This window comes from Methylobacterium sp. V23, from assembly GCF_002917135.1.
GTDB lineage: Bacteria > Pseudomonadota > Alphaproteobacteria > Rhizobiales > Beijerinckiaceae > Methylobacterium.
This window is the reverse complement of record NZ_PDHT01000002.1, coordinates 95,751-113,000: the sequence shown is the minus strand read 5'-3', so window position 1 is coordinate 113,000 and position 17,250 is coordinate 95,751. Positions and strand designations below refer to the sequence as shown.

17 protein-coding genes and 1 pseudogene are annotated in these 17,250 nt (G+C 65.9%); 11 read left to right on the top strand and 7 right to left on the bottom strand.

Features of this window, described 5'->3' with window-relative positions; genetic code table 11:
• The first annotated feature begins 139 nt into the window (after positions 1-139).
• Both CRT23_RS03615 and CRT23_RS03610 read left to right on the top strand, forming a co-directional pair.
• Positions 140-490 carry an Hpt domain-containing protein gene (locus tag CRT23_RS03615; RefSeq protein WP_245435946.1) on the top strand — a complete coding sequence of 117 codons (351 nt, stop codon included), beginning with the start codon at positions 140-142 and terminating at the stop codon, positions 488-490.
• A gap of 181 nt (positions 491-671) precedes the next feature.
• Positions 672-992 (top strand): 2Fe-2S iron-sulfur cluster-binding protein, encoded by a 321-nt coding sequence (locus CRT23_RS03610; protein WP_055954982.1) that lies wholly within the window; start codon positions 672-674, stop codon positions 990-992.
• A gap of 78 nt (positions 993-1,070) precedes the next feature.
• Here CRT23_RS03610 and CRT23_RS03605 read toward each other — a convergent pair whose 3' ends face one another.
• Entirely contained in the window at positions 1,071-2,246 is a 1,176-nt protein-coding gene (locus tag CRT23_RS03605) for a VWA domain-containing protein (protein WP_103708643.1), read from the bottom strand.
• 239 nt (positions 2,247-2,485) lie between these two features.
• On the opposite strand from CRT23_RS03605, the pseudogene CRT23_RS03600 reads away from it, so the two are divergent.
• Positions 2,486-2,809: pseudogene (locus CRT23_RS03600) on the top strand (hypothetical protein); the annotation flags it as partial.
• A gap of 237 nt (positions 2,810-3,046) precedes the next feature.
• Here CRT23_RS03600 and CRT23_RS03595 read toward each other — a convergent pair.
• Positions 3,047-4,888 (bottom strand): cation:proton antiporter, encoded by a 1,842-nt coding sequence (locus CRT23_RS03595; protein ID WP_103708642.1) that lies wholly within the window; start codon positions 4,886-4,888, stop codon positions 3,047-3,049.
• 272 nt (positions 4,889-5,160) lie between these two features.
• Here CRT23_RS03595 and CRT23_RS03590 point away from each other — a divergent pair, with 272 nt between their 5' ends.
• The 7 genes from CRT23_RS03590 to CRT23_RS03560 all read left to right on the top strand — a co-directional run bounded on the left by CRT23_RS03590 (position 5,161) and on the right by CRT23_RS03560 (position 12,619).
• Positions 5,161-6,411 (top strand): ATPase, encoded by a 1,251-nt coding sequence (locus CRT23_RS03590; protein WP_245435960.1) that lies wholly within the window; start codon positions 5,161-5,163, stop codon positions 6,409-6,411.
• Positions 6,408-7,058 carry a hypothetical protein gene (locus CRT23_RS03585; protein WP_103708641.1) on the top strand — a complete coding sequence of 217 codons (651 nt, stop codon included), beginning with the start codon at positions 6,408-6,410 and terminating at the stop codon, positions 7,056-7,058. Before CRT23_RS03590 ends, CRT23_RS03585 begins: the two co-directional genes overlap by 4 nt.
• A gap of 99 nt (positions 7,059-7,157) precedes the next feature.
• Positions 7,158-8,009, top strand: a complete 852-nt coding sequence (locus CRT23_RS03580; protein WP_103708640.1) for a MoxR family ATPase — start codon at positions 7,158-7,160, stop codon at positions 8,007-8,009.
• A 195-nt stretch (positions 8,010-8,204) separates the two neighbouring features.
• The gene (locus CRT23_RS03575; protein ID WP_103708639.1) at positions 8,205-8,723 is read left to right on the top strand and encodes a histidine phosphatase family protein; all 519 of its coding nucleotides are present in this window, start codon (positions 8,205-8,207) and stop codon (positions 8,721-8,723) included.
• Positions 8,724-8,777: 54 nt separating this feature from the next.
• Complete coding sequence (locus CRT23_RS03570) at positions 8,778-10,013, top strand: hypothetical protein (protein ID WP_103708638.1); 1,236 nt, start codon at positions 8,778-8,780, stop codon at positions 10,011-10,013.
• Positions 10,014-10,126: 113 nt separating this feature from the next.
• On the top strand, positions 10,127-11,566 hold the full coding sequence (locus CRT23_RS03565) for a YcjX family protein (protein WP_103708637.1): 1,440 nt from the start codon (positions 10,127-10,129) through the stop codon (positions 11,564-11,566).
• A gap of 21 nt (positions 11,567-11,587) precedes the next feature.
• Positions 11,588-12,619 carry a TIGR01620 family protein gene (locus CRT23_RS03560; protein ID WP_103708636.1) on the top strand — a complete coding sequence of 344 codons (1,032 nt, stop codon included), beginning with the start codon at positions 11,588-11,590 and terminating at the stop codon, positions 12,617-12,619.
• A 3-nt stretch (positions 12,620-12,622) separates the two neighbouring features.
• On the opposite strand, the gene CRT23_RS03555 is transcribed toward CRT23_RS03560, so the two are convergent.
• From CRT23_RS03555 to CRT23_RS03535, 5 genes are all read right to left on the bottom strand, one after another.
• A complete protein-coding gene (locus CRT23_RS03555; protein WP_103708635.1) occupies positions 12,623-13,174 on the bottom strand; it encodes an alpha/beta hydrolase in 552 nt (183 codons plus the stop codon).
• A 121-nt stretch (positions 13,175-13,295) separates the two neighbouring features.
• The gene (locus tag CRT23_RS29735; RefSeq protein WP_348628833.1) at positions 13,296-13,760 is read right to left on the bottom strand and encodes a hypothetical protein; all 465 of its coding nucleotides are present in this window, start codon (positions 13,758-13,760) and stop codon (positions 13,296-13,298) included.
• A gap of 333 nt (positions 13,761-14,093) precedes the next feature.
• The gene (locus CRT23_RS03545) at positions 14,094-14,486 is read right to left on the bottom strand and encodes a DUF3618 domain-containing protein (RefSeq protein WP_103708634.1); all 393 of its coding nucleotides are present in this window, start codon (positions 14,484-14,486) and stop codon (positions 14,094-14,096) included.
• On the bottom strand, positions 14,483-14,878 hold the full coding sequence (locus CRT23_RS03540) for a phage holin family protein (RefSeq protein WP_055954947.1): 396 nt from the start codon (positions 14,876-14,878) through the stop codon (positions 14,483-14,485). Before CRT23_RS03540 ends, CRT23_RS03545 begins: the two co-directional genes overlap by 4 nt.
• Before the next feature lie 10 nt (positions 14,879-14,888).
• Entirely contained in the window at positions 14,889-15,368 is a 480-nt protein-coding gene (locus tag CRT23_RS03535; RefSeq protein ID WP_103708633.1) for a hypothetical protein, read from the bottom strand.
• A gap of 400 nt (positions 15,369-15,768) precedes the next feature.
• On the opposite strand from CRT23_RS03535, the gene CRT23_RS03530 reads away from it, so the two are divergent.
• Positions 15,769-17,190 (top strand): trehalose-6-phosphate synthase, encoded by a 1,422-nt coding sequence (locus tag CRT23_RS03530; RefSeq protein WP_055954941.1) that lies wholly within the window; start codon positions 15,769-15,771, stop codon positions 17,188-17,190.
• Positions 17,191-17,250 lie beyond the last annotated feature (60 nt).

Genomic DNA, 17,250 nt, shown 5'->3' with positions numbered 1-17,250 from the left:
CGGAATGGTTACCAAGCCGAGGGCCGGTGCCGCTCCGTCGTCTTTCTGCATGATGCCTCAACGCGTAGACGGAAGCGAACGATGGCGGGGCTCAGCTGTGGATAGCCAGGATGGCCGTGGCCCCAGGCGCGAGGATGTTTTGCCAGATCCCGATTCCCGAGACCCGTCGGAGGCGGTGCTGTTCGACGCCGACCACCTCTCGCGCCAGACGTTCGGCGACGCCGCACTCGCCGCGGAGCTGCTCGGACTCTTCGCCGACCAGTGCCGCCGCCTCCTGCCGGGGATCGTCGATCCGGACCTGGCTCCCGCCGCTCGGGCGGACCTCGCCCACACCCTGAAGGGGTCCGCACTCGGGATCGGTGCGGTCCGCGTCGCGCGAATCTCCGCTGCGATGGAGGACGGACTTCGTACGGGCGGCACGGCCGCCCCGGCTGAAACGCTCACCGTCGCCGTCGCCGAAACCCTCGCGACCTTGACACGACCTCTCTGAAATACCGGGCTCGGACGTCGCGTCGCGGTTCGTCGATGGAACGGCACGGCCGCTGCGGCGTAAGCGCAGGAAACATCGCCCGGTCGGCGAGCGCGCTTGCATTCGGAGGCCTGCCCCTTCAAGGCAGGCTTTGCGCCGCACAACCGGCCGTTCTACGCGTTGTCCGAGCCCGGAGTCCCCGATGCCCAAGATCACCTACGTCGACCACGCCGGAACGGCCAGGACCGTGGAGGGCGACGTAGGATCGACCGTGATGGAAGCGGCGATCCGCAACAACGTGCCGGGGATCGATGCGGAATGCGGCGGCGCCTGCGCCTGCGCGACCTGTCACGTCTACGTCGATGCGGCCTGGGCCGAAGTCGTCGGGCCCGCCGAGGCCATGGAGCAGGACATGCTCGATTTCGCGTCCGACGTGCGTGCGACCTCGCGGCTCTGCTGCCAGATCCGCATCACGCCCGAGCTGGATGGGCTCAGCGTCACGACCCCGGCGCGTCAGGGCTGAGCAGGTCGCGCTCGGGGCCCCGGATGGCGCGAGGCGCCTGAGAGACCGGCCCCCGAACGTCGAGGGCGCTGGCGAAGCCTACCGGACGAGCGCCCGCATGGCGCCATCGATGCCTTCCAGGTTGAGCGGGAACATCCGCTCCCCCATCAGCCGGCGGACCATCCCGATCGACTGGGTGTAGGCCCAGTGGTCCGCTGGAACGGGGTTCAGCCAGACCGCTTTCGGAAACCGCTCGAGGATCCGCGTCAGCCAAGCCTCGCCCGGCTCCTCGTTCCAATGCTCCACCGATCCGCCCGCCATGGCGATCTCGTAGGGGCTCATGGAGGCGTCCCCCACGAACACCACGCGATAGTCCGGCGGGTAGGTCCGCAGCACGTCGAGAAGCGGCAGCGTCGCGTCGTGCCGGCGCCGGTTCTCGCGCCAGACGTGCTCGTAGGGGCAGTTGTGGAAGTAGAAGTGTTCGAAGTGCTTGAACTCCGAGCGCGCAGCGGAGAACAGCTCCTCGGCCAGCGCCACGTGGAAGTCCATCGAGCCGCCGACGTCGAGGAACAGCAGCACTTTCACGGCGTTTCGCCGCTCCGGCCGGAGTTTGACGTCGAGATAGCCCTTCGCCGCCGTCTCCCGGATGGTGCCGTCGAGGTCGAGTTCCTCCGCCGCGCCCGTGCGAGCGAAGCGGCGCAGGCGGCGCAGAGCTACCCGCATGTTGCGGGTGCCGAGTTCGACCGAGTCGTCGAGATCGCGAAACTCGCGCTTGTCCCAGACTTTTACCGCGCGGAAGTTGCGGTTGCCGTCCTGGCCGATCCGGATGCCCTCCGGGTTGTAGCCGTAGGCCCCGAACGGTGAGGTGCCGCCGGTGCCGATCCACTTGTTGCCGCCCTGATGGCGCTCGCGCTGCTCGGCAAGGCGCTGTTTCAGGGTTTCGAAGAGCTTGTCCCAGCCGAGCGCCTGCAACTCCGCCTTCTCGGCATCGGTGAGGTACTTCTCGACGAGCTTGCGCAGCCATTCCTCCGGGATCGCCGTCGGCGCGGAGGCCTCGCCCAGGGTCTCGATGCCCTTGAACACGGCACCGAACACGCGGTCGAACCGGTCGAGGTTTCGCTCGTCCTTCACCAGGGCCGTGCGGGCGAGGAGGTAGAACTCCTCGATCCGCTTCCCCGCGAGATCGCGGTCGAGCGCACCCAGGAGCGTCAGGAATTCCCGCAGCGTGACGGGGATTTTGGCCTCGCGCAGGGCGGTGAAGAACTGGAGCAGCATGGCGCGACAACGCGGGAAGCCGGTGCCGGGGTCAAGGCCCGTCCTGGCCCCGACGCTCGGCAGAGTCACATACGTTAATCTGGGTATAACCCTGGATTTCTGTTGATATCGCCACTCCACCATTATTCGGGCGGACAGGACTTGTCATCTGAATCGAACATCTTAGCCGCACGGTCTCGTGCAAGTCAGGACAAGTCGTCAGGGCGCATGGTCTTCGGGTTGAGTTAGGAGTGACCAACATGGCGCTCGCGTTGCGCTCGTTGAGCGATTTCAAGCGGTTCCTCTCTGAGCCGGGCGCGACGATTCAGGTGGTGCGCAACACCTTCATCGACCGTCAACCCGCCTCCTTCGCGGACGCCTACCGAGCCAAGGGGATGTACGAGCCGCGCACCATTCGTGCGGTCTCGAAGAAGGCAGCGATCTTCTCGATCCAGGGGCATCCCACAACGATCTGGCTGTACTGGGACAAGGGCACACGCAAATGGCGCTTCAACGACGATACGGTGACGATCCCGCTCGACACCGGCCTCGGTCCGCCGGACGAGATCGTCTACCGCTGTAGCTACGCGCCCGGCATGGATCCGGCCGCCCATTCCTCCATCCGCCGGGCCAAACCTCGAACGCCAAAGCCGCCCGATGCGCTCAAGCCAGTATCGTCGAAGCCGCCACCGGGGCTGAAGGCTGGGCGAGGCGGTACGGTCCCCGTTTCCTCCAAATCATCCGCCTCGAGCTCTCTCGCTGCGCCCGTGATGCCGGCCCGCGGCCAGGGCCGGCTACTCTGACGCGGTCTAGTACGTTCCTCAGGCGGTCTTGCTGACCGGTTTGGACTCGTCTCCTGGCGTCGCGTCCCGAATTTCGACGCCTTTGCCGACGGTGCGGCGAGCACGAAAGGCCGGCCGAACTTCGGTCTCCTTCTTCTTCAGCATCGCACGATACTCGTCGCGCCGCTCGTGGATCGAGGCGATGACGAGGCCCATCGGCACTCCGACATCGACCAGGACGGCCTCCGAGAGCTGGAGCGATGCCTCGATGGTTTCAGGAACCGCATCATCGACGCCCATCTCGTAGAGCGCAGTGGCGTGACGGGCATCGCGCGCCCGCGCCACGATGGTGATGTCGCGCCGTTCGGCACGGGCCGCTTCCACCACCGCCTCGACCGCCCTGGGATTGTCCAGAGTGACGACCAAGGCCCGGGCGTTGGCAATATCGCAGCGGCGCAGCAACTCGGGATTGGCCGAGTCTCCGAAATAGACAGGATTTCCGAGCCGGCGATGTTCCGAGACCCGGGCTGCATCCGCGTCGAGCGCGAGATACGGGATCTTGTGGCGAACCAGCATCTCGCCCACGAGTCGTCCGACGCGGCCGTACCCTGCGATGATCACCCGGTTCTGTTGACGGTCCGGCCCCGGCTCCGCCCGCGCGCGGCCGAGTTGGGCGCTGGAGAACCGCTTGCCGAGGCGTCGTGCCAGCACGGCGAGGGCTGGGATCGCGATCATGGTCACGGTAGTGACGATCAGGGCGGCCTGCCCGACCTCTTCGGGGACGAGGCCGCCTGCCAGGGCGCCGCCGATCAGCACGAAGGCGAATTCACCGCCGGGGCCCAGCAAAAGCGCCGCCTCGATGGCCACTGATCGCGAGAGCTTCAAGAAGCGCGCGGCGATGACGATGACGGTGCCCTTGATGAGGATTAGGATCAGGGCGAGGCCCAGCACTGCGCCCGGTGCCGACATGAGGTGGGCCGGATCGAGGTTCATGCCCACGGAGACGAAGAACACGCCGAGCAGCAGGCCCTTGAACGGGTCGATCGTCGCCTCGATGGCACGGCGATACTCGGTCTCCGCCAGCAGCAGCCCGGCCACGAAAGCGCCGAGGGTCATCGAGAGGCCGGCGGCGGCAGCCGTCACAGCGGTGCCGATGATGACCAGGAGGCAGGCCGCCATGAACAGCTCGGGCGAGCGCGTCCGGGCTACCAGTTGGAACAGCGGGCGCAGTGCGACGCGTCCGACCACGACGATCACCACGATGGCGACCGCCGCCTGACCGAGGGCCAGGGCCAGGGCGCCCCCCACATCGGAGCCGTCGTTCCGGCCGAGCACCGCGATGGCGAAGAGGACCGGGGCTACCGCAAGGTCCTGGAACAGCAGGACCGCGAAGCTGGCGCGCCCCGCCGGGGTATTCAACCGTTTCTGATCCGCCAGGACCGGCAGCACGATCGCGGTCGAAGAGAGGGCGAGGGCCAGTCCGACGATGATCGCGGCGGCGAGTGGCACCGAGAGAGACAGGAGGATCAGGCCGATGACGACCGAGGAGGCGAGGACCTGGATCGAGCCGAGTCCGAAGACGAGGCGACGGAGCGTTCGCAGACGCTCCCATGAGAGCTCGACGCCGATCATGAACATGAGGAAGATGACGCCGAACTCGGCGAGGTGCGCGATCTCCGCGCGATTGGCGATGGTGAAGGTTGAGACCCAGTGGTGCGTCTCGGCGAAGCGCCCGAGACCGAAGGGACCGAGCAGTGCGCCCGCGCCGATGAAGCCCAACACCGGGCTGATACGCAGCCGATGAAACAGCGGCACTACCACGCCTGCGGTGACGAGGAATAGAATCACTTCCTTGTAGGATCCGGCGTGCACGTCCGTCATCGGTCGGGGATGTCTCCTGGTGCCGGAAGAGACTGAGCGGCGCACAGGTATCGCCCGGCCTCTCCGTTCCCGACCATGGGCACCGGCGGCATCCCGGCGCAACAGCACACACGACCGGAAATTACAAAATGGTCGGCTGCGACCATTCGGATGGGGAGACCGTGCTGGTCAGCGCGCCTGATGCGGCGCAAAAACGGCACAATAGGCGCATAAGGCAAAGCCTTAACGGACGGTTAAGCGCGCAGCGTCGCGTTTCGAGATACGAGTGCCCCATGCGAAAGACGCCGCCCAACCGCGACGTGCAACGTGAAGCTCGAGAATGGCGCCGGGAGACCGACCGCTGGTCTCACGAACGGCATATCGAAAGGGGCTACCGCATCAAGTGGGGCTACGTCGCGATCGCTTATCTCGTGGAATTCATGGTCATCGGTGCCTCGCTCTGGGGTGCATGGCTGTTCGCGGGCGTCTACAGCGACGGCGACTCCCAAGCCTTCTACTTCATGCTCCTCGCGCCGCTGGTCTACGCGGCCGTGGAACTCTGCCGCGTCCCCCTTGGTATCCTGGCCCGGACGCAGCGCTCCTATTTCATCCGCGCGCTGGCGATCGTGGGCATCATCTTCGCGGCCGGCGTGACCACCAAGTCGGTGTCCCAGCTCGGCGAGATGATGTTCCATCCGCGCCTGACGGATGCCGCCAAGGCGAAGACCGCCCTGAAGGATGCCCAGGCCGATCGCGGCACCATCGACAATCGCATCGCCGCGGCGGATGCGCGGGTGGCGCAGTATACGAGCGAGCTCGATCAGATCGAGAAGCGCGCCGCCGAGAATTCCAGCCAGCTCGCCGGATTGCCGGCGCAGCGCTGCGAGCGCGTCTACGGCACCAACAGTCGCGGTCAGCGCTACTCCAACATGAAGTGCGTCACCGATCCGCGCACGGCGACCCTCAACGCAAGCGTCGCCAAGGCCGGCGCTGACCGAGGCGCCGTCACGAAGATGCTTGAGGAAGCCCGCAAGGCTCGAAGCGAACTCGACCGCGGCGCCGCGGAGCGCAAGGTTGCGGATGCCGAACAGGCCTATCGCAACTCGGTGAATCGCTCACAGCTGCATTCCTTCACCGCCATGGTGTACGGCGTCGATCCGATCGACGTCAGCGAGGCACAGGTCCACGCCTTCCTGCGCATTTTCGTGTTCGTGCCGGCACTCTGCGCCGCCTTCGCCTCCACGATCCTCGCCCTGTGCGCCGTTTCGGTGCGCAAGACCTTCATGGACGAGGACGACCTCGGCGCCACCGTCGACCCGGCCGCGACTCCCTACATGCTCGATTCGATCACTGATGCCCTGCGCGAGGAAATGGCCTTGCACCAGCCTCGAGGCGTGCCGAATGAGCCGTCGGTGGCCGCCCCGGCTCCGGCCCCAGCCGCTGCGACCGCTGCGGCGCCGGCAGCGGCCGCGCCCGGCGGCGCGGTGATCCCGATCGATCGACGCGGTCCGGCCCAGGCCGCTAGCGCGGGAGCCGGCGCGTGAGCATCCACACCTCCGGTACCCCCGAGAACGTCGTCCTCGCTCAGAGCGTGAACGGGCGCCTACGGGCCGAGGCGCGCATCGTTGCCGCGCGCGCCTTCCTGTTCCGCTCCGTCGGGGCAGGGGCTTTCCTGCTCCTCGCTGGCGCCGGGGTCGGCGCAGCGTCCTACGGCTACGCCTACATGGGCCAAGTCGACTCGGCGGCCGAGAAGATCGCGGCCGCGATGCAGGCTGCCCTGTCCGACGTGACCCTCAAGACCAAGGGCGAGGTCACACTGACGGATAACGTCTTGAAGCTTGAGGGTGGATTGCAGAAGGCGGGCGGAGCGCCGACGCCGACGAAGGCGCAACTCGGCAACGACGCAGCGCCGGCCTCCAAGGCCCCGGTGAACACCACCTTCACGGTGTTCAAGCAGGTGCCCTACATGGACGGCCAGATCGTCACCGGTTGGAACTTCCGCGCGAACGAGGACCAGCCGTTCCAGCAATACTGCTACTTCTCACGTCGCCAGAACGAGCAGAAGGGTCAGGTCGAGATCAAAATCGACTTAGCTATGGACGGAAAGACGCTGCCCCAGCCACAGAAGTCCGACGTCAACCTCGGTATCTTGGCCTCAAATTGCGTCTGGCACGACGGGAAGACGCTCTAAAACGGACTGGTCTTCGTCGGCCGCGGCCGGTGCCTTGCGGGGATCCTGGCCGCGCCCTAACCCCGGACGTTCCAGCGTCCCCATCCCGCGAGTACCGTCATGCGCTTCACCGGCACCGCCGACTACGTCGCGACCTCCGACCTGACGACGGCGGTGAACGCCGCCATCGTTCTGGAACGTCCGCTGCTGGTGAAGGGGGAGCCCGGCACTGGCAAGACGGTGCTGGCGGAGGAAATTGCCAAGGGGCTTGGTGCACCGCTCCTGACCTGGAACGTCAAGTCGACCACCAAGGCGCAGCAGGGTCTCTACGAATACGACGCGGTTTCGCGCTTGCGCGACAGTCAGCTCGGAGACCCGCGCGTCTCGGACATCGGCAACTACATCCGGCGCGGCAAGCTGTGGGAGGCCTTCACCGCGCCCGAGCGACCGGTGCTGCTTATCGACGAGATCGACAAGGCCGACATTGAATTCCCGAACGATCTCCTGACTGAACTCGACCGGATGGAGTTCCACGTCTACGAGACCGGCGAGACGGTTCGGGCTGAGCGGCGCCCGATCGTCGTCATCACCTCGAACAACGAGAAGGAGCTGCCGGACGCTTTCCTGCGACGCTGCTTCTTCCACTACATCAAGTTCCCCGACGCCGAGACTTTGAAGGCTATTGTCGAGGTGCATTATCCCGGCATCAAGTACCGCCTCGTCGAGGAGGCCCTACGCGTCTTCCTGGAGACCCGTGAAGTCCCGGGCCTGAAGAAGAAGCCCTCGACCTCGGAACTGCTGGATTGGCTCAAGCTCCTCGTTTCAGAGGACGTCACGCCCGAGACCCTGCGCGAGCGCGACGGCCGCAAGCTGATCCCGCCGCTCCACGGCGCACTCCTGAAGAACGAGCAGGATGTGGGGCTGTTCGAAAAGCTCGCCTTTCTGATGCGGCGCGAGCAACGCGGCGGCTGAACCGCACCGCTGGGCATCGGCCCTGGGGCAGGAGGGTCGACCGGACCCAGATAGAGTGGGGCTCTTGCGCAAGCCTCGTTCCCAGCAGAACGCTCGTGATGAAACTGAAGAGGCCGAGCTACGGGGTTGCCGAGCGCGGTCCGCCTCCCTGGACCCGCATCCCGTCATCGGATTGACCTGAAAGACCAAGCTCGCATGCGTCGCCTGATCCTCCTGCGTCACGCCAAGTCCGACCGTCCGCTTGGCATCGTCGATCTTGATCGCCCACTGAACGATCGCGGCAAGCGCGCTGCCCCGCAGATGGGCGCGTACCTTGCCGCCGAGGGGCTGATTCCCGAGGCGGTCGTCGTGTCTCCAGCAAAACGGACTCGCGAGACCTGGGAGGCGATTCAAAGTGCCCTGACGGGGCCCGAAGCTGAGGTCGTCCCCTCGATCTACGAGGCACCTGAGGCAGCTTTGCTCTCAATCGTGCAGACCACGCCGGATACCGCTGGGAGCCTCCTGATGATTGGTCACAATCCCGGCCTGCAGGACTTGGCGATGCGGTTGGCCGGCTCTGGTGAGAAGGCCGGGCGCAAACGGCTGTCACTGGAGTTTCCCACCGCCGCCGTGGTGGTTCTGGACTTTGAGGGCGACGCCTGGAGTACGGTTGCGGCCGGCACGGGGCGACTCGAGCGCTTCGTTGCCCCAAGGGACATCAAGATCGGGGATTGAACCCTTCGCGCTCGGACGCCGTTGCCCTGATCCCGATCAAGCTTCGCAGATCCCGTGCTCCTCACCACGCTTCTCCTTCTCACGACTCTGCTGCCGCGCCTGGAGGGGACGGTCGAAAACCTTCGACCGGACGCAACGCGCTGGCGGCTGACACTGGCGGCGCGCGACAGGAGTCCGCCGCCTGTCCCGGTCTTTCAGGCGGAGAGCCGGGCCGTGTCGAACTGGCGCTATGAAGCGGCGGAGAGCCTGCGCCCGGCTTCGCTCGCCCTGGTGGCCCGCTACAGTTCCAGCGAGCCGGCCTTCGTTGCCCGCTGCGTCAAGCTGAACAATTACTGGTGCATCAAGAAGGCACGCTGGAATGGCGAGATCGGCGCCGACAGTGAGGGCCATACGGGATTTGCCTCCGCAGCCGATGGCGCAGACGCCGCGGCACAGTTGCTTCGGCGCTACTATCGCGAATTCGGCCGCCGCTCGGCGCTCGCCATCGTGCGGCGCTGGGCGCCCGCCGAGTGCCGGACCGCCGGGTCGGTCGCACCCCTCGCGAACCGTCGAACGGGTGCAAAGATCGCCCTCGCGATCGCGCCCCGTGGAATCGGCGGCACACTCAGGGCGCGATTTCTCGCTCGCCATCCGCGCGGTGGAATCTCACGCCCGTCGAACGCGGCGCGGGGCGGCCCCCTGAGGGTTCAGCCCTGGTCACCGTTGGCCCGCATGCGGGGGCGTCCGAGCCCAGGGCGGGGGATGGTCAAAGCTCCGGCTTCAGCCCAGCCGGCAACCGTGATGGCATCAAGATCGGCCCTGCTGGTCCGGCCTTCAGAAATCCTCGTGAAGCCCTCCACCGTGATCGCCAAACCATCCGTACTGATGGTCGAGCCGAGCGCTGTTCTCGGCGCTGCATCGCCGGGCCAGCGATCTGCGACGCTTCAAAAATCCGGGTCGGCCGCGCGCTTGCAGGAGCGTTTCGTGGCCGAGTCCGCTGCCCTGCCGTCGATTGCGGCGGGTCTACCCAGCCTGCCCCTACTCGATCTCAGCGTGCCAGCGCCCTTCTGCGGCAGCGACGAGACCCGAATTCGTAATTATGCCACCCGGATCGCCGCGAGCGCGGGCCTGAAGATCGAGGACGATCTCAAACTGTTCGGACCGGATGGGCGTCCATCGCCGAACCTAGGCCCGGTCATGCTGGCGATGTCGAGCGTAGAGCTTGGAGCCCTGCGCGCCGGCCCTGCCTTGGTTGAGGCCGCCATTGTACGTCTCGACGCTACGAACCTCGCCGCCGTCAACCCACCGTGATCGCGGGCGCCTGAGCTTCGAGCCTTGCAGCGGCGCCTCTGTCGCGCCACCTCAGCGACATCGTCGCGCCGTTACGTATCACTCATCCCAGCCCGTCTCTCGAATAGGTTGCCATGAACAGCTTCGCCGCGCGTGCGGGTTCCGCGGTCAAAGCCTTCGCCGAGGCATCAAGCGACCTGCTGATTCAACCGAACCTGCGGCTCGGCGTGACCGGCCTTGCACGTTCGGGCAAGACCGTCTTCACCACTGCCCTGATCCACCATCTCGTAGAAGCTCATGCGCTCCCGGCCTTTGCCCCAGCCCATGAGGGCCGCTTGCGCCGGGCGCGCCTCGTGCCGCAGCCGGACGACGACATTCCGCGCTTTCCCTACGAGGAGCACTACGCGGCCCTGACCGAGCAGCGGCTTTGGCCACGATCGACCGACCGAATCAGCCAGTTCCGCTTGGCCATCGAGTACGAGCGATCCGGCGGCTGGCGCTCCGGTCCCGGCACACTGATGCTCGATGTCGTGGATTACCCGGGGGAGTGGCTACTCGATCTTGCACTGATCGACCAAACTTACACCGCTTGGTCGCGCGCCACGATCGCGGGTACGCGCCGGAGTGGCCGCGGGGCCATGGCCGCGCCCTGGCTCGAGACTCTGAAGCAACTGGACCCGCTCGGACCTCTCGACGAGGTGGTGGCCGAACACGCCAGCACCGCCTTCAAGACCTATCTCTCGGCCCTGCGTGCCGGTCCCGAGGCGGTGGCGACGACCCCGCCGGGACGCTTTCTCATGCCTGGCGATCTCGCCGGTTCACCGGCCCTGACCTTCGCGCCGCTCGATAGCCTGCCCGAGACGCTGGCCCCGGACACGCTCGGCGGGCTGATGGAGCGCCGCTTCGAGGCCTACAAGGCGAAGGTCGTCGAGCCATTCTTCCGCAATCACTTCCAACGGGTCGACCGACAGATCGTCCTCGTCGATGTTCTCGCTGCCGTGGATGCCGGGCCGGCTGCGCTGGCCGAGCTCGAGGAAGCTCTTGATTCCGTGCTCCTCAGCTTCCGTATCGGGCGCAATACGATCCTGTCCCGGATGTTTGCACCGCGCGCCGAGCGCATCCTGTTCGCCGCCACCAAGGCCGACCACCTGCACCAGACCAGCCACGATCGCCTCGACACCCTGCTACGGCTCCTCGTCTCCCGGGCGATGCGGCGGACGGAGGCCGCCGGTGCACGGGTCGGCACCGTCGCCTTGGCCTCGGTCCGCGCGACGCGCGAGACCACCGTGCATGACGGCGACGAAATCCTCCGTGCCGTATCCGGGACACCGGAAGCGGGTGAACGTGTCGGCGACGAGGTCTTCGACGGTTTGAGCGAGGCAGCGATCTTCCCCGGGGAGCTGCCGGAGCGTCCGGAAGCGGTACTGGAGGGTGCCGTCCCGCCGGGATCCTTACGGTTTCCCCGCTTCCGACCGCCTCTCGTGAAGCCCGACGCGCTCGGCCGCCCGGGGGACCTGCCGCAGATCCGGCTCGACCGCGCCATGCAGTTCCTCATCGGCGACAAACTCACCTAAGACCTCCGGGATCTCTCAGCCATGAGCTCAAGCAACCGCCCCCGCGCGTTCCGCATTCCGCCGAGCGGATCTGAGCCGACCGCCGACGGTGCTGCACCGCCTTCCACGGCATCGGCGCAGGTCCGCATCGTCGAGGAACCTTTCGAGATCGTCGACGCCGCCGACGGTGTCGCGGTGCCTGTCGCGCCGAAGGCGCGTGCTCCATGGCTCAGCTTGTTTCTCGTCGCTCTTGGAGGTCTTGTTTCCCTCGGCGTCGGGTTGTCGGTAGAGCGCCTGATTGCCGATCTGTTCAGCGCTGCGCCCTGGCTCGGCGCTGTCGCCCTGGTCCTGCTGGCCATTGCGGCGGTCGCATTCTTGGCTCTCGTCGCTCGGGAGCTCTCCGGGATCTGGCGCGAACGACAGATCGAGCGGATCCGCGGCAAGGCGATGGAGGCGATTGCCGCCCGCGACCATTCCGCGGCACAGGCCGTCGTCCGGGATCTGACGGGTCTCTACGCCGAGCGCTCTGCACTGGCAGCAGGCCGTGCTCGGCTCGCCACCCTCGGTGATGCAATCCTTGATGTCGACGACCGCCTTGGCCTTGCCGAGCATGAGTTGGTTGCGCCTCTCGACCGCCAAGCCCGCAACGCCATCGCGGCAGCGGCTAAGCAGGTCTCGGCGGTGACCGCCCTAAGCCCGCGTGCCATCGTCGATGTTGCCTTCGTGATCTTCGCTGCCGTCCGCCTGCTGCGCCGGATCGCTACGATCTATGGCGGACGCCCGGGCTTCCTCGGATTCCTGCGCTTGGCGCGTGCCGCTTTCGCGCATCTTACCGTGACGGGTGGGATGGCGGTGGGGGAGAGCATGATCCAGCAGGTGCTCGGCCTCGGCATCGCCGCCCGCGTCTCCGCCAAACTGGGCGAGGGTGTGCTCAACGGGCTGATGACCGCTCGCTTCGGCCTCGCGGCGATGGCCGTCTGCCGGCCCCTGCCGTTCGTGCGAGAGGCGCCGCCGCGTCTCTCGGACGTGGCGGGCGAACTGCTGAAGCCCTTAGCAGATGAGGCGAAAGGCTGACCGCTAGAGGGTCTTCATGAAGCCGGCGAGGCGCATCAGACCCTCCGGCCAGGGGCCGTGCCCACTCTCCACGTTGATGTGTCCAGACTCGCCTGCGTCGACCACGACAGCACCCCAGGCATAGGCGAAGTCCTCGGCTCGGGCGTAGCTGCAGTAAGGATCGTTGCGGCTGGCAACCACCAAGGATGGAAAGTTCAATGGATCCCGCGGCACCGGCGCGAAAGCGGTTACGCTGACGGGCAGGTTCGGCGTCGTCTCGACGTCGGGAAAGGCCACGAGGAGCGCGCCACGTACGATGCCCGGTGCGAAGCTTGGAGCGGCCTGCACCGCCGCCACGACGCCGAGGCTGTGCGCGATTAGGATCACGGGGCGGGTCGCGCTGTTCACGGCCTCGACGATCCGCCTGCGCCAAGCCTCTGCATCGGGGTGATGCCAGTCGTCCTGTACGACGATGCGGCCTGTGGAAAGTCGATCGGCCCAGCGAGCTTGCCAGTGCTCGTCTTCGGACCCGGCATAGCCCGGCAGGATCAGGATCTCGCAATCGGCAATTTTCATGGCTCTTCCGATAACGGCTGGGCTCTGCACCGTCGAGCCATCCGTGACCTTCCACGCGGAAAGGGGCGGCACGATCACGTGCCGCCCCTTCATGCCAATGATGGAAGATCTGTGTTCCGGTTCAATGAGGCTTAGGCGCGGAGGCGGGAGACGAAGCCTGTCCCTGAGCCCCGTTCCCGGGTTGCTCGCTCCCGGAAGCCCGCTGGACGGCCGCGTTGAGATTCTCCGGATCGAGGGCGCTCGCTACGAATTCGCGACCGCGATGGGTGACGTCGCGTGCGTAGCGCAGGCCCTGGTCTCGCACTTCGTCCGCCCAGGGACCGACATTCTCGTCCTCGGTACGCGTCCGCGGAAGCAAGGCGCCGATCAGGAGACCGGCCGCGAGACCGACCACGCCGACGAGCAGCGGGTTCTCGGAAACGAAGTCCTCGACGGCCGAGCGACCATCCTGAAAACGCGCGCTGCCGCGCTCGCTCAGATCGTTGATGCGACGTCGCCCTTCCTGGCGGGTGTCCGAGGCCCAGCTTCGGGCGTCGTCGTAGACATCCGAGGCGCGGTCGCGCAGGTCCTGGGCCTTGTCGGACACCTGGTCTCGAACGTCGGCTGCCGTTTCGGATGCACGGTCGCGGAGGTCGCTGGCGCGCGACTTCATTGCATCGGAGGTCGACGAAGTATGGCTTCCCTCGGTCGTGTAGATGCTGTGGGTTTGAGTGCCTGTGTGTTGAGATGTGGGGCTGGGCACATCGTGCAGAGAGCCTTCCACCTGATGGCCACGCGGCATCCCGGCGGCGAGGGCGATATCGTCCGGGAGCGAGCGGTGCTCGTCACCGGGTTTCTGGGTCGAACTCATGGGTCACTCCTGAAGGTCGCCGATGGCCACGGGGGCCGGGTCAAATCATGTGTGATCGCCAGCGAGAGCTTAAATCTGTGTCTCGCTGGCGAGATGGCTCACGGGATGCTGCGTCGGGAGGTCCGGGTCGTAGACGCGGTCTGCACCAGTTTTCGTCACAGGGAGGCCGTCGACCGCGAGACGCGCGCGTCGGCGAACCCCCGGCGTCGGCTGGTTGGTGGACATACGGTGAATGAGCCAGCCGACACCTGCAGCAATCAGGAGCACGGGAACCGGATTGCGCCGGACAGCCTCCAAAGCCCCGTCATAGGCGCCGCTGAGAGGGGTGCGCCGGGCATTACCCAGCATCTCGTCGACGATGCTGGAGACCGAGAGGCGCTCCTGAATCTGGTCGATCGTCTGGTCGAGGCGGGCGCGGCTCGCCTCGATGTCCTTCTCAAGATCGTTCAACGATTCGGTCATCCCGAGACCCTCTCAGACAACGTACGGGCGTCCTCGCGGACCTGGCGGGTCGTCCGGACGGGGGCGAGGGTCGAGAGCGACATGGCATTCCGCCCGATCAGGGCCAGGGCCACCGCAATGACGAGGAGGACACCGCCGACGATCAAGGCAGCCAGCGCTTCAGAATGAACGACGGTGGCAAGCCATTTCACCAGGGCGTCGACGAGGACGAAGAGGGCGACGACGCCAAAGACGGCGGCGCCGACGAGGAGCCCGAGCCCGATGAACAAGGCTCGGACGTTGCTGGTCATCTCGTTGCGAAAGAGAGCAATCTCTTTTCGCGCGAGTTCGTTGGTTTCCCGCAGGGCGTCGCCGATCAGGCCCTGGATGCTGGATTGCGGACCGGTGGTCATCGAACGGTCCTTAGAGGCGATGGTGAGTCGGGTAGGTATCGTTCAGGGGTGCGGCGCTCGTCGACTTGATAAAGCGGGCCACCACGAAACCGGTAAGGAAGGTCGCGACCGCAACCGCCACGGGCGCGCGCCGCGCGAACGCTTCCGCATCCTCATAAAACTCGGAGAAGCTGCGTTGCTCGATTGAGGAGCCCAGATGTTCGAGACCGTCAGCGGCACTGTCGAAGAAGGCCCGGATGTTCGGTTGTGCCTCAAACGTCTTGCTCGACTCCCGCACGGACTTGGCGAGGTCAGTCACGGACCGTGCGGCGTCACCTTTACGCTGGTCGATGTAATCCGTGGCATGTGAGCGCGCGGACTCGACGAAGCTGCGCCCGCGCTCCGCTGCGACATCCGCAATTCCTTCGACATCGCCGCGTAGGGCCTTCCAGTCGGCCGTCTGGTTCGCCGGCTCCGCGCCCATGGGGCCTGTAGGTTGGTTTGCGGTCACGGGGATACTCCTCGGCACGAGTGAAAAAGAACTGGCATTTGCGACGGTTAAACAGCAGCGGAAGAGACAGGGTTCCGCTTGCGGGCAGCGCGTCTCGACCGAGGCTTAACCCGACCCGCGTCAGCCTCCGTTCAGCCACCCATCGGTAAGCTGCAGAAGCTTGACCGCTGGACGGTCGGTGAGGTGTGAGGTTTGCAAAGTCGCGCGCTGTGATGCGACAGGACGCATTTGGAAGCGGGTTTGTTTGACGTGAACCCCACGCATTCAGGTCTTGACCCAGGTCCATCGAACGCGCTTGGCTACACCGACGGATCGCGCTCGGCTTCCGCGCGTTCACCCAATGTATCATTCTGGTCGCGCGCAATTCTGCGCGGGACCCGTGAGGACCGGAGCCGGCTTCGTGGCACGTCTCGTCATCGTATCGAACCGCGTTGCAATCCCCGAGGAAGGGGGAAAAGCCGTTGCGGCGGGTGGCCTCGCGGTCGCCGTCAAGGAGGCGTTCACCGCTTACGAAGGTCTCTGGTTCGGCTGGAGCGGCAATGTCGTCGAGAACCCCTCCAGCGAGCCGACTCTGATCGATCGGGGGCATATCAGTTACGCCGTGGTCGATCTGTCACCGCAGGATCATCGAGAATATTACAGCGGGTTCGCCAACCGGGCCCTCTGGCCGATCATGCATTACCGCCTCGGTCTCGGAGCTTTCTCGCGGTCCGATTATGCCGGCTACCAGCGCGTGAACCGCATCTTCGCCCGAGCCCTCGCAAACCTCGTGGAACCCGACGACATCATCTGGGTGCACGACTACCACCTGTTGCCCTTGGCCTCCGAGCTTCGTGGTCTCGGCATCGCCAATCCAATCGGGTATTTCCATCACATCCCGTGGCCGGCGGCTGACGTATTCAACACGCTTCCCGCCAGCGGAGACCTCCTGCGCGGCATCGCCGATTATGACCTGATCGGCTTGCAAACCGATCCGGATGTGCACAACCTGACGCGCAATCTGATCGACGAACTGCGAGCGATCCCCCTCGGTGGCGGCTCCTTGATGGTGGACGGGCGCCGCACGCGCATTCGCAGCTTCCCGATCGGAATCGATGTGGCCGGCTTCAAGGAAGCGGCCGAGAATGCCGGGTCCAACCGCACCGTGCGTGAGACCATGGCGGGTTTGCGGACACGCAAACTTCTGATCGGCGTCGATCGGCTCGATTATTCGAAGGGTGTGCCCGAGCGAATGGAGGCGGTGGACCGGTTCTTCGCCTCGAACCCGGACCAGCGCGGGAACGTGGTCTATCTTCAGATCACCCCGAAATCGCGTACTGAAGTTCCGGAATACGAGGATCTCAGCCGCGAGGTGAATGAGACCGTCGGGCACATCAACGGAACCCTGGGTGAACCGAACTGGACGCCGATCCAGTATGTTACCAAGGCTTATCCCCGCCCCGTCCTGGCGGGCCTCTATCGTGCGGCGCGGGTCGGCCTCGTGACACCGATGCGAGACGGCATGAATCTAGTCGCCAAGGAATACGTCGTCGCGCAGACCGAAGAGGATCCCGGCGTCCTCGTCCTGTCGAAGTTTGCCGGCTCGGCGCGGCAGTTGCCCGAAGCGCTTCTCGTCAATCCCTACGACCGCTTCGAGGTTGCCGAGGCGATCCGTACGGCGCTCTACATGCCGCGTGGTGAGCGCCTCGAACGCTGGAAGCCCATGGTCGAGCGCATGACGCGCGAGGACGTGGATTGGTGGGCACGCAACTTCATGGCCGAACTCGAGAATTTTCGAACGATCGAGCGGGAGCCACCCCGTACTGCAGCCGCTGCGGAATGATCTGTTGGCGTCGCCTGCCGGCGCCTAAACCCGGGACGACATCAGCTACTTGATCGCAAC

Bases quoted from the DNA above. Each gene is read 5' to 3' on its own strand.
- CRT23_RS03545 (WP_103708634.1), bottom strand. From the start codon at position 14,486: ATGACCGAATCGTTGAACGATCTTGAGAAGGACATCGAGGCGAGCCGC.
- CRT23_RS03575 (WP_103708639.1), top strand. From the start codon at position 8,205: ATGCGTCGCCTGATCCTCCTGCGTCACGCCAAGTCCGACCGTCCGCTT.
- CRT23_RS03540 (WP_055954947.1), bottom strand. From the start codon at position 14,878: ATGACCACCGGTCCGCAATCCAGCATCCAGGGCCTGATCGGCGACGCC.
- CRT23_RS03555 (WP_103708635.1), bottom strand. From the start codon at position 13,174: ATGAAAATTGCCGATTGCGAGATCCTGATCCTGCCGGGCTATGCCGGG.
- CRT23_RS03595 (WP_103708642.1), bottom strand. From the start codon at position 4,888: ATGACGGACGTGCACGCCGGATCCTACAAGGAAGTGATTCTATTCCTC.
- CRT23_RS03560 (WP_103708636.1), top strand. From the start codon at position 11,588: ATGAGCTCAAGCAACCGCCCCCGCGCGTTCCGCATTCCGCCGAGCGGA.
- CRT23_RS03590 (WP_245435960.1), top strand. From the start codon at position 5,161: ATGCGAAAGACGCCGCCCAACCGCGACGTGCAACGTGAAGCTCGAGAA.
- CRT23_RS03610 (WP_055954982.1), top strand. From the start codon at position 672: ATGCCCAAGATCACCTACGTCGACCACGCCGGAACGGCCAGGACCGTG.
- CRT23_RS03565 (WP_103708637.1), top strand. From the start codon at position 10,127: ATGAACAGCTTCGCCGCGCGTGCGGGTTCCGCGGTCAAAGCCTTCGCC.
- CRT23_RS03605 (WP_103708643.1), bottom strand. From the start codon at position 2,246: ATGCTGCTCCAGTTCTTCACCGCCCTGCGCGAGGCCAAAATCCCCGTC.
- CRT23_RS03580 (WP_103708640.1), top strand. From the start codon at position 7,158: ATGCGCTTCACCGGCACCGCCGACTACGTCGCGACCTCCGACCTGACG.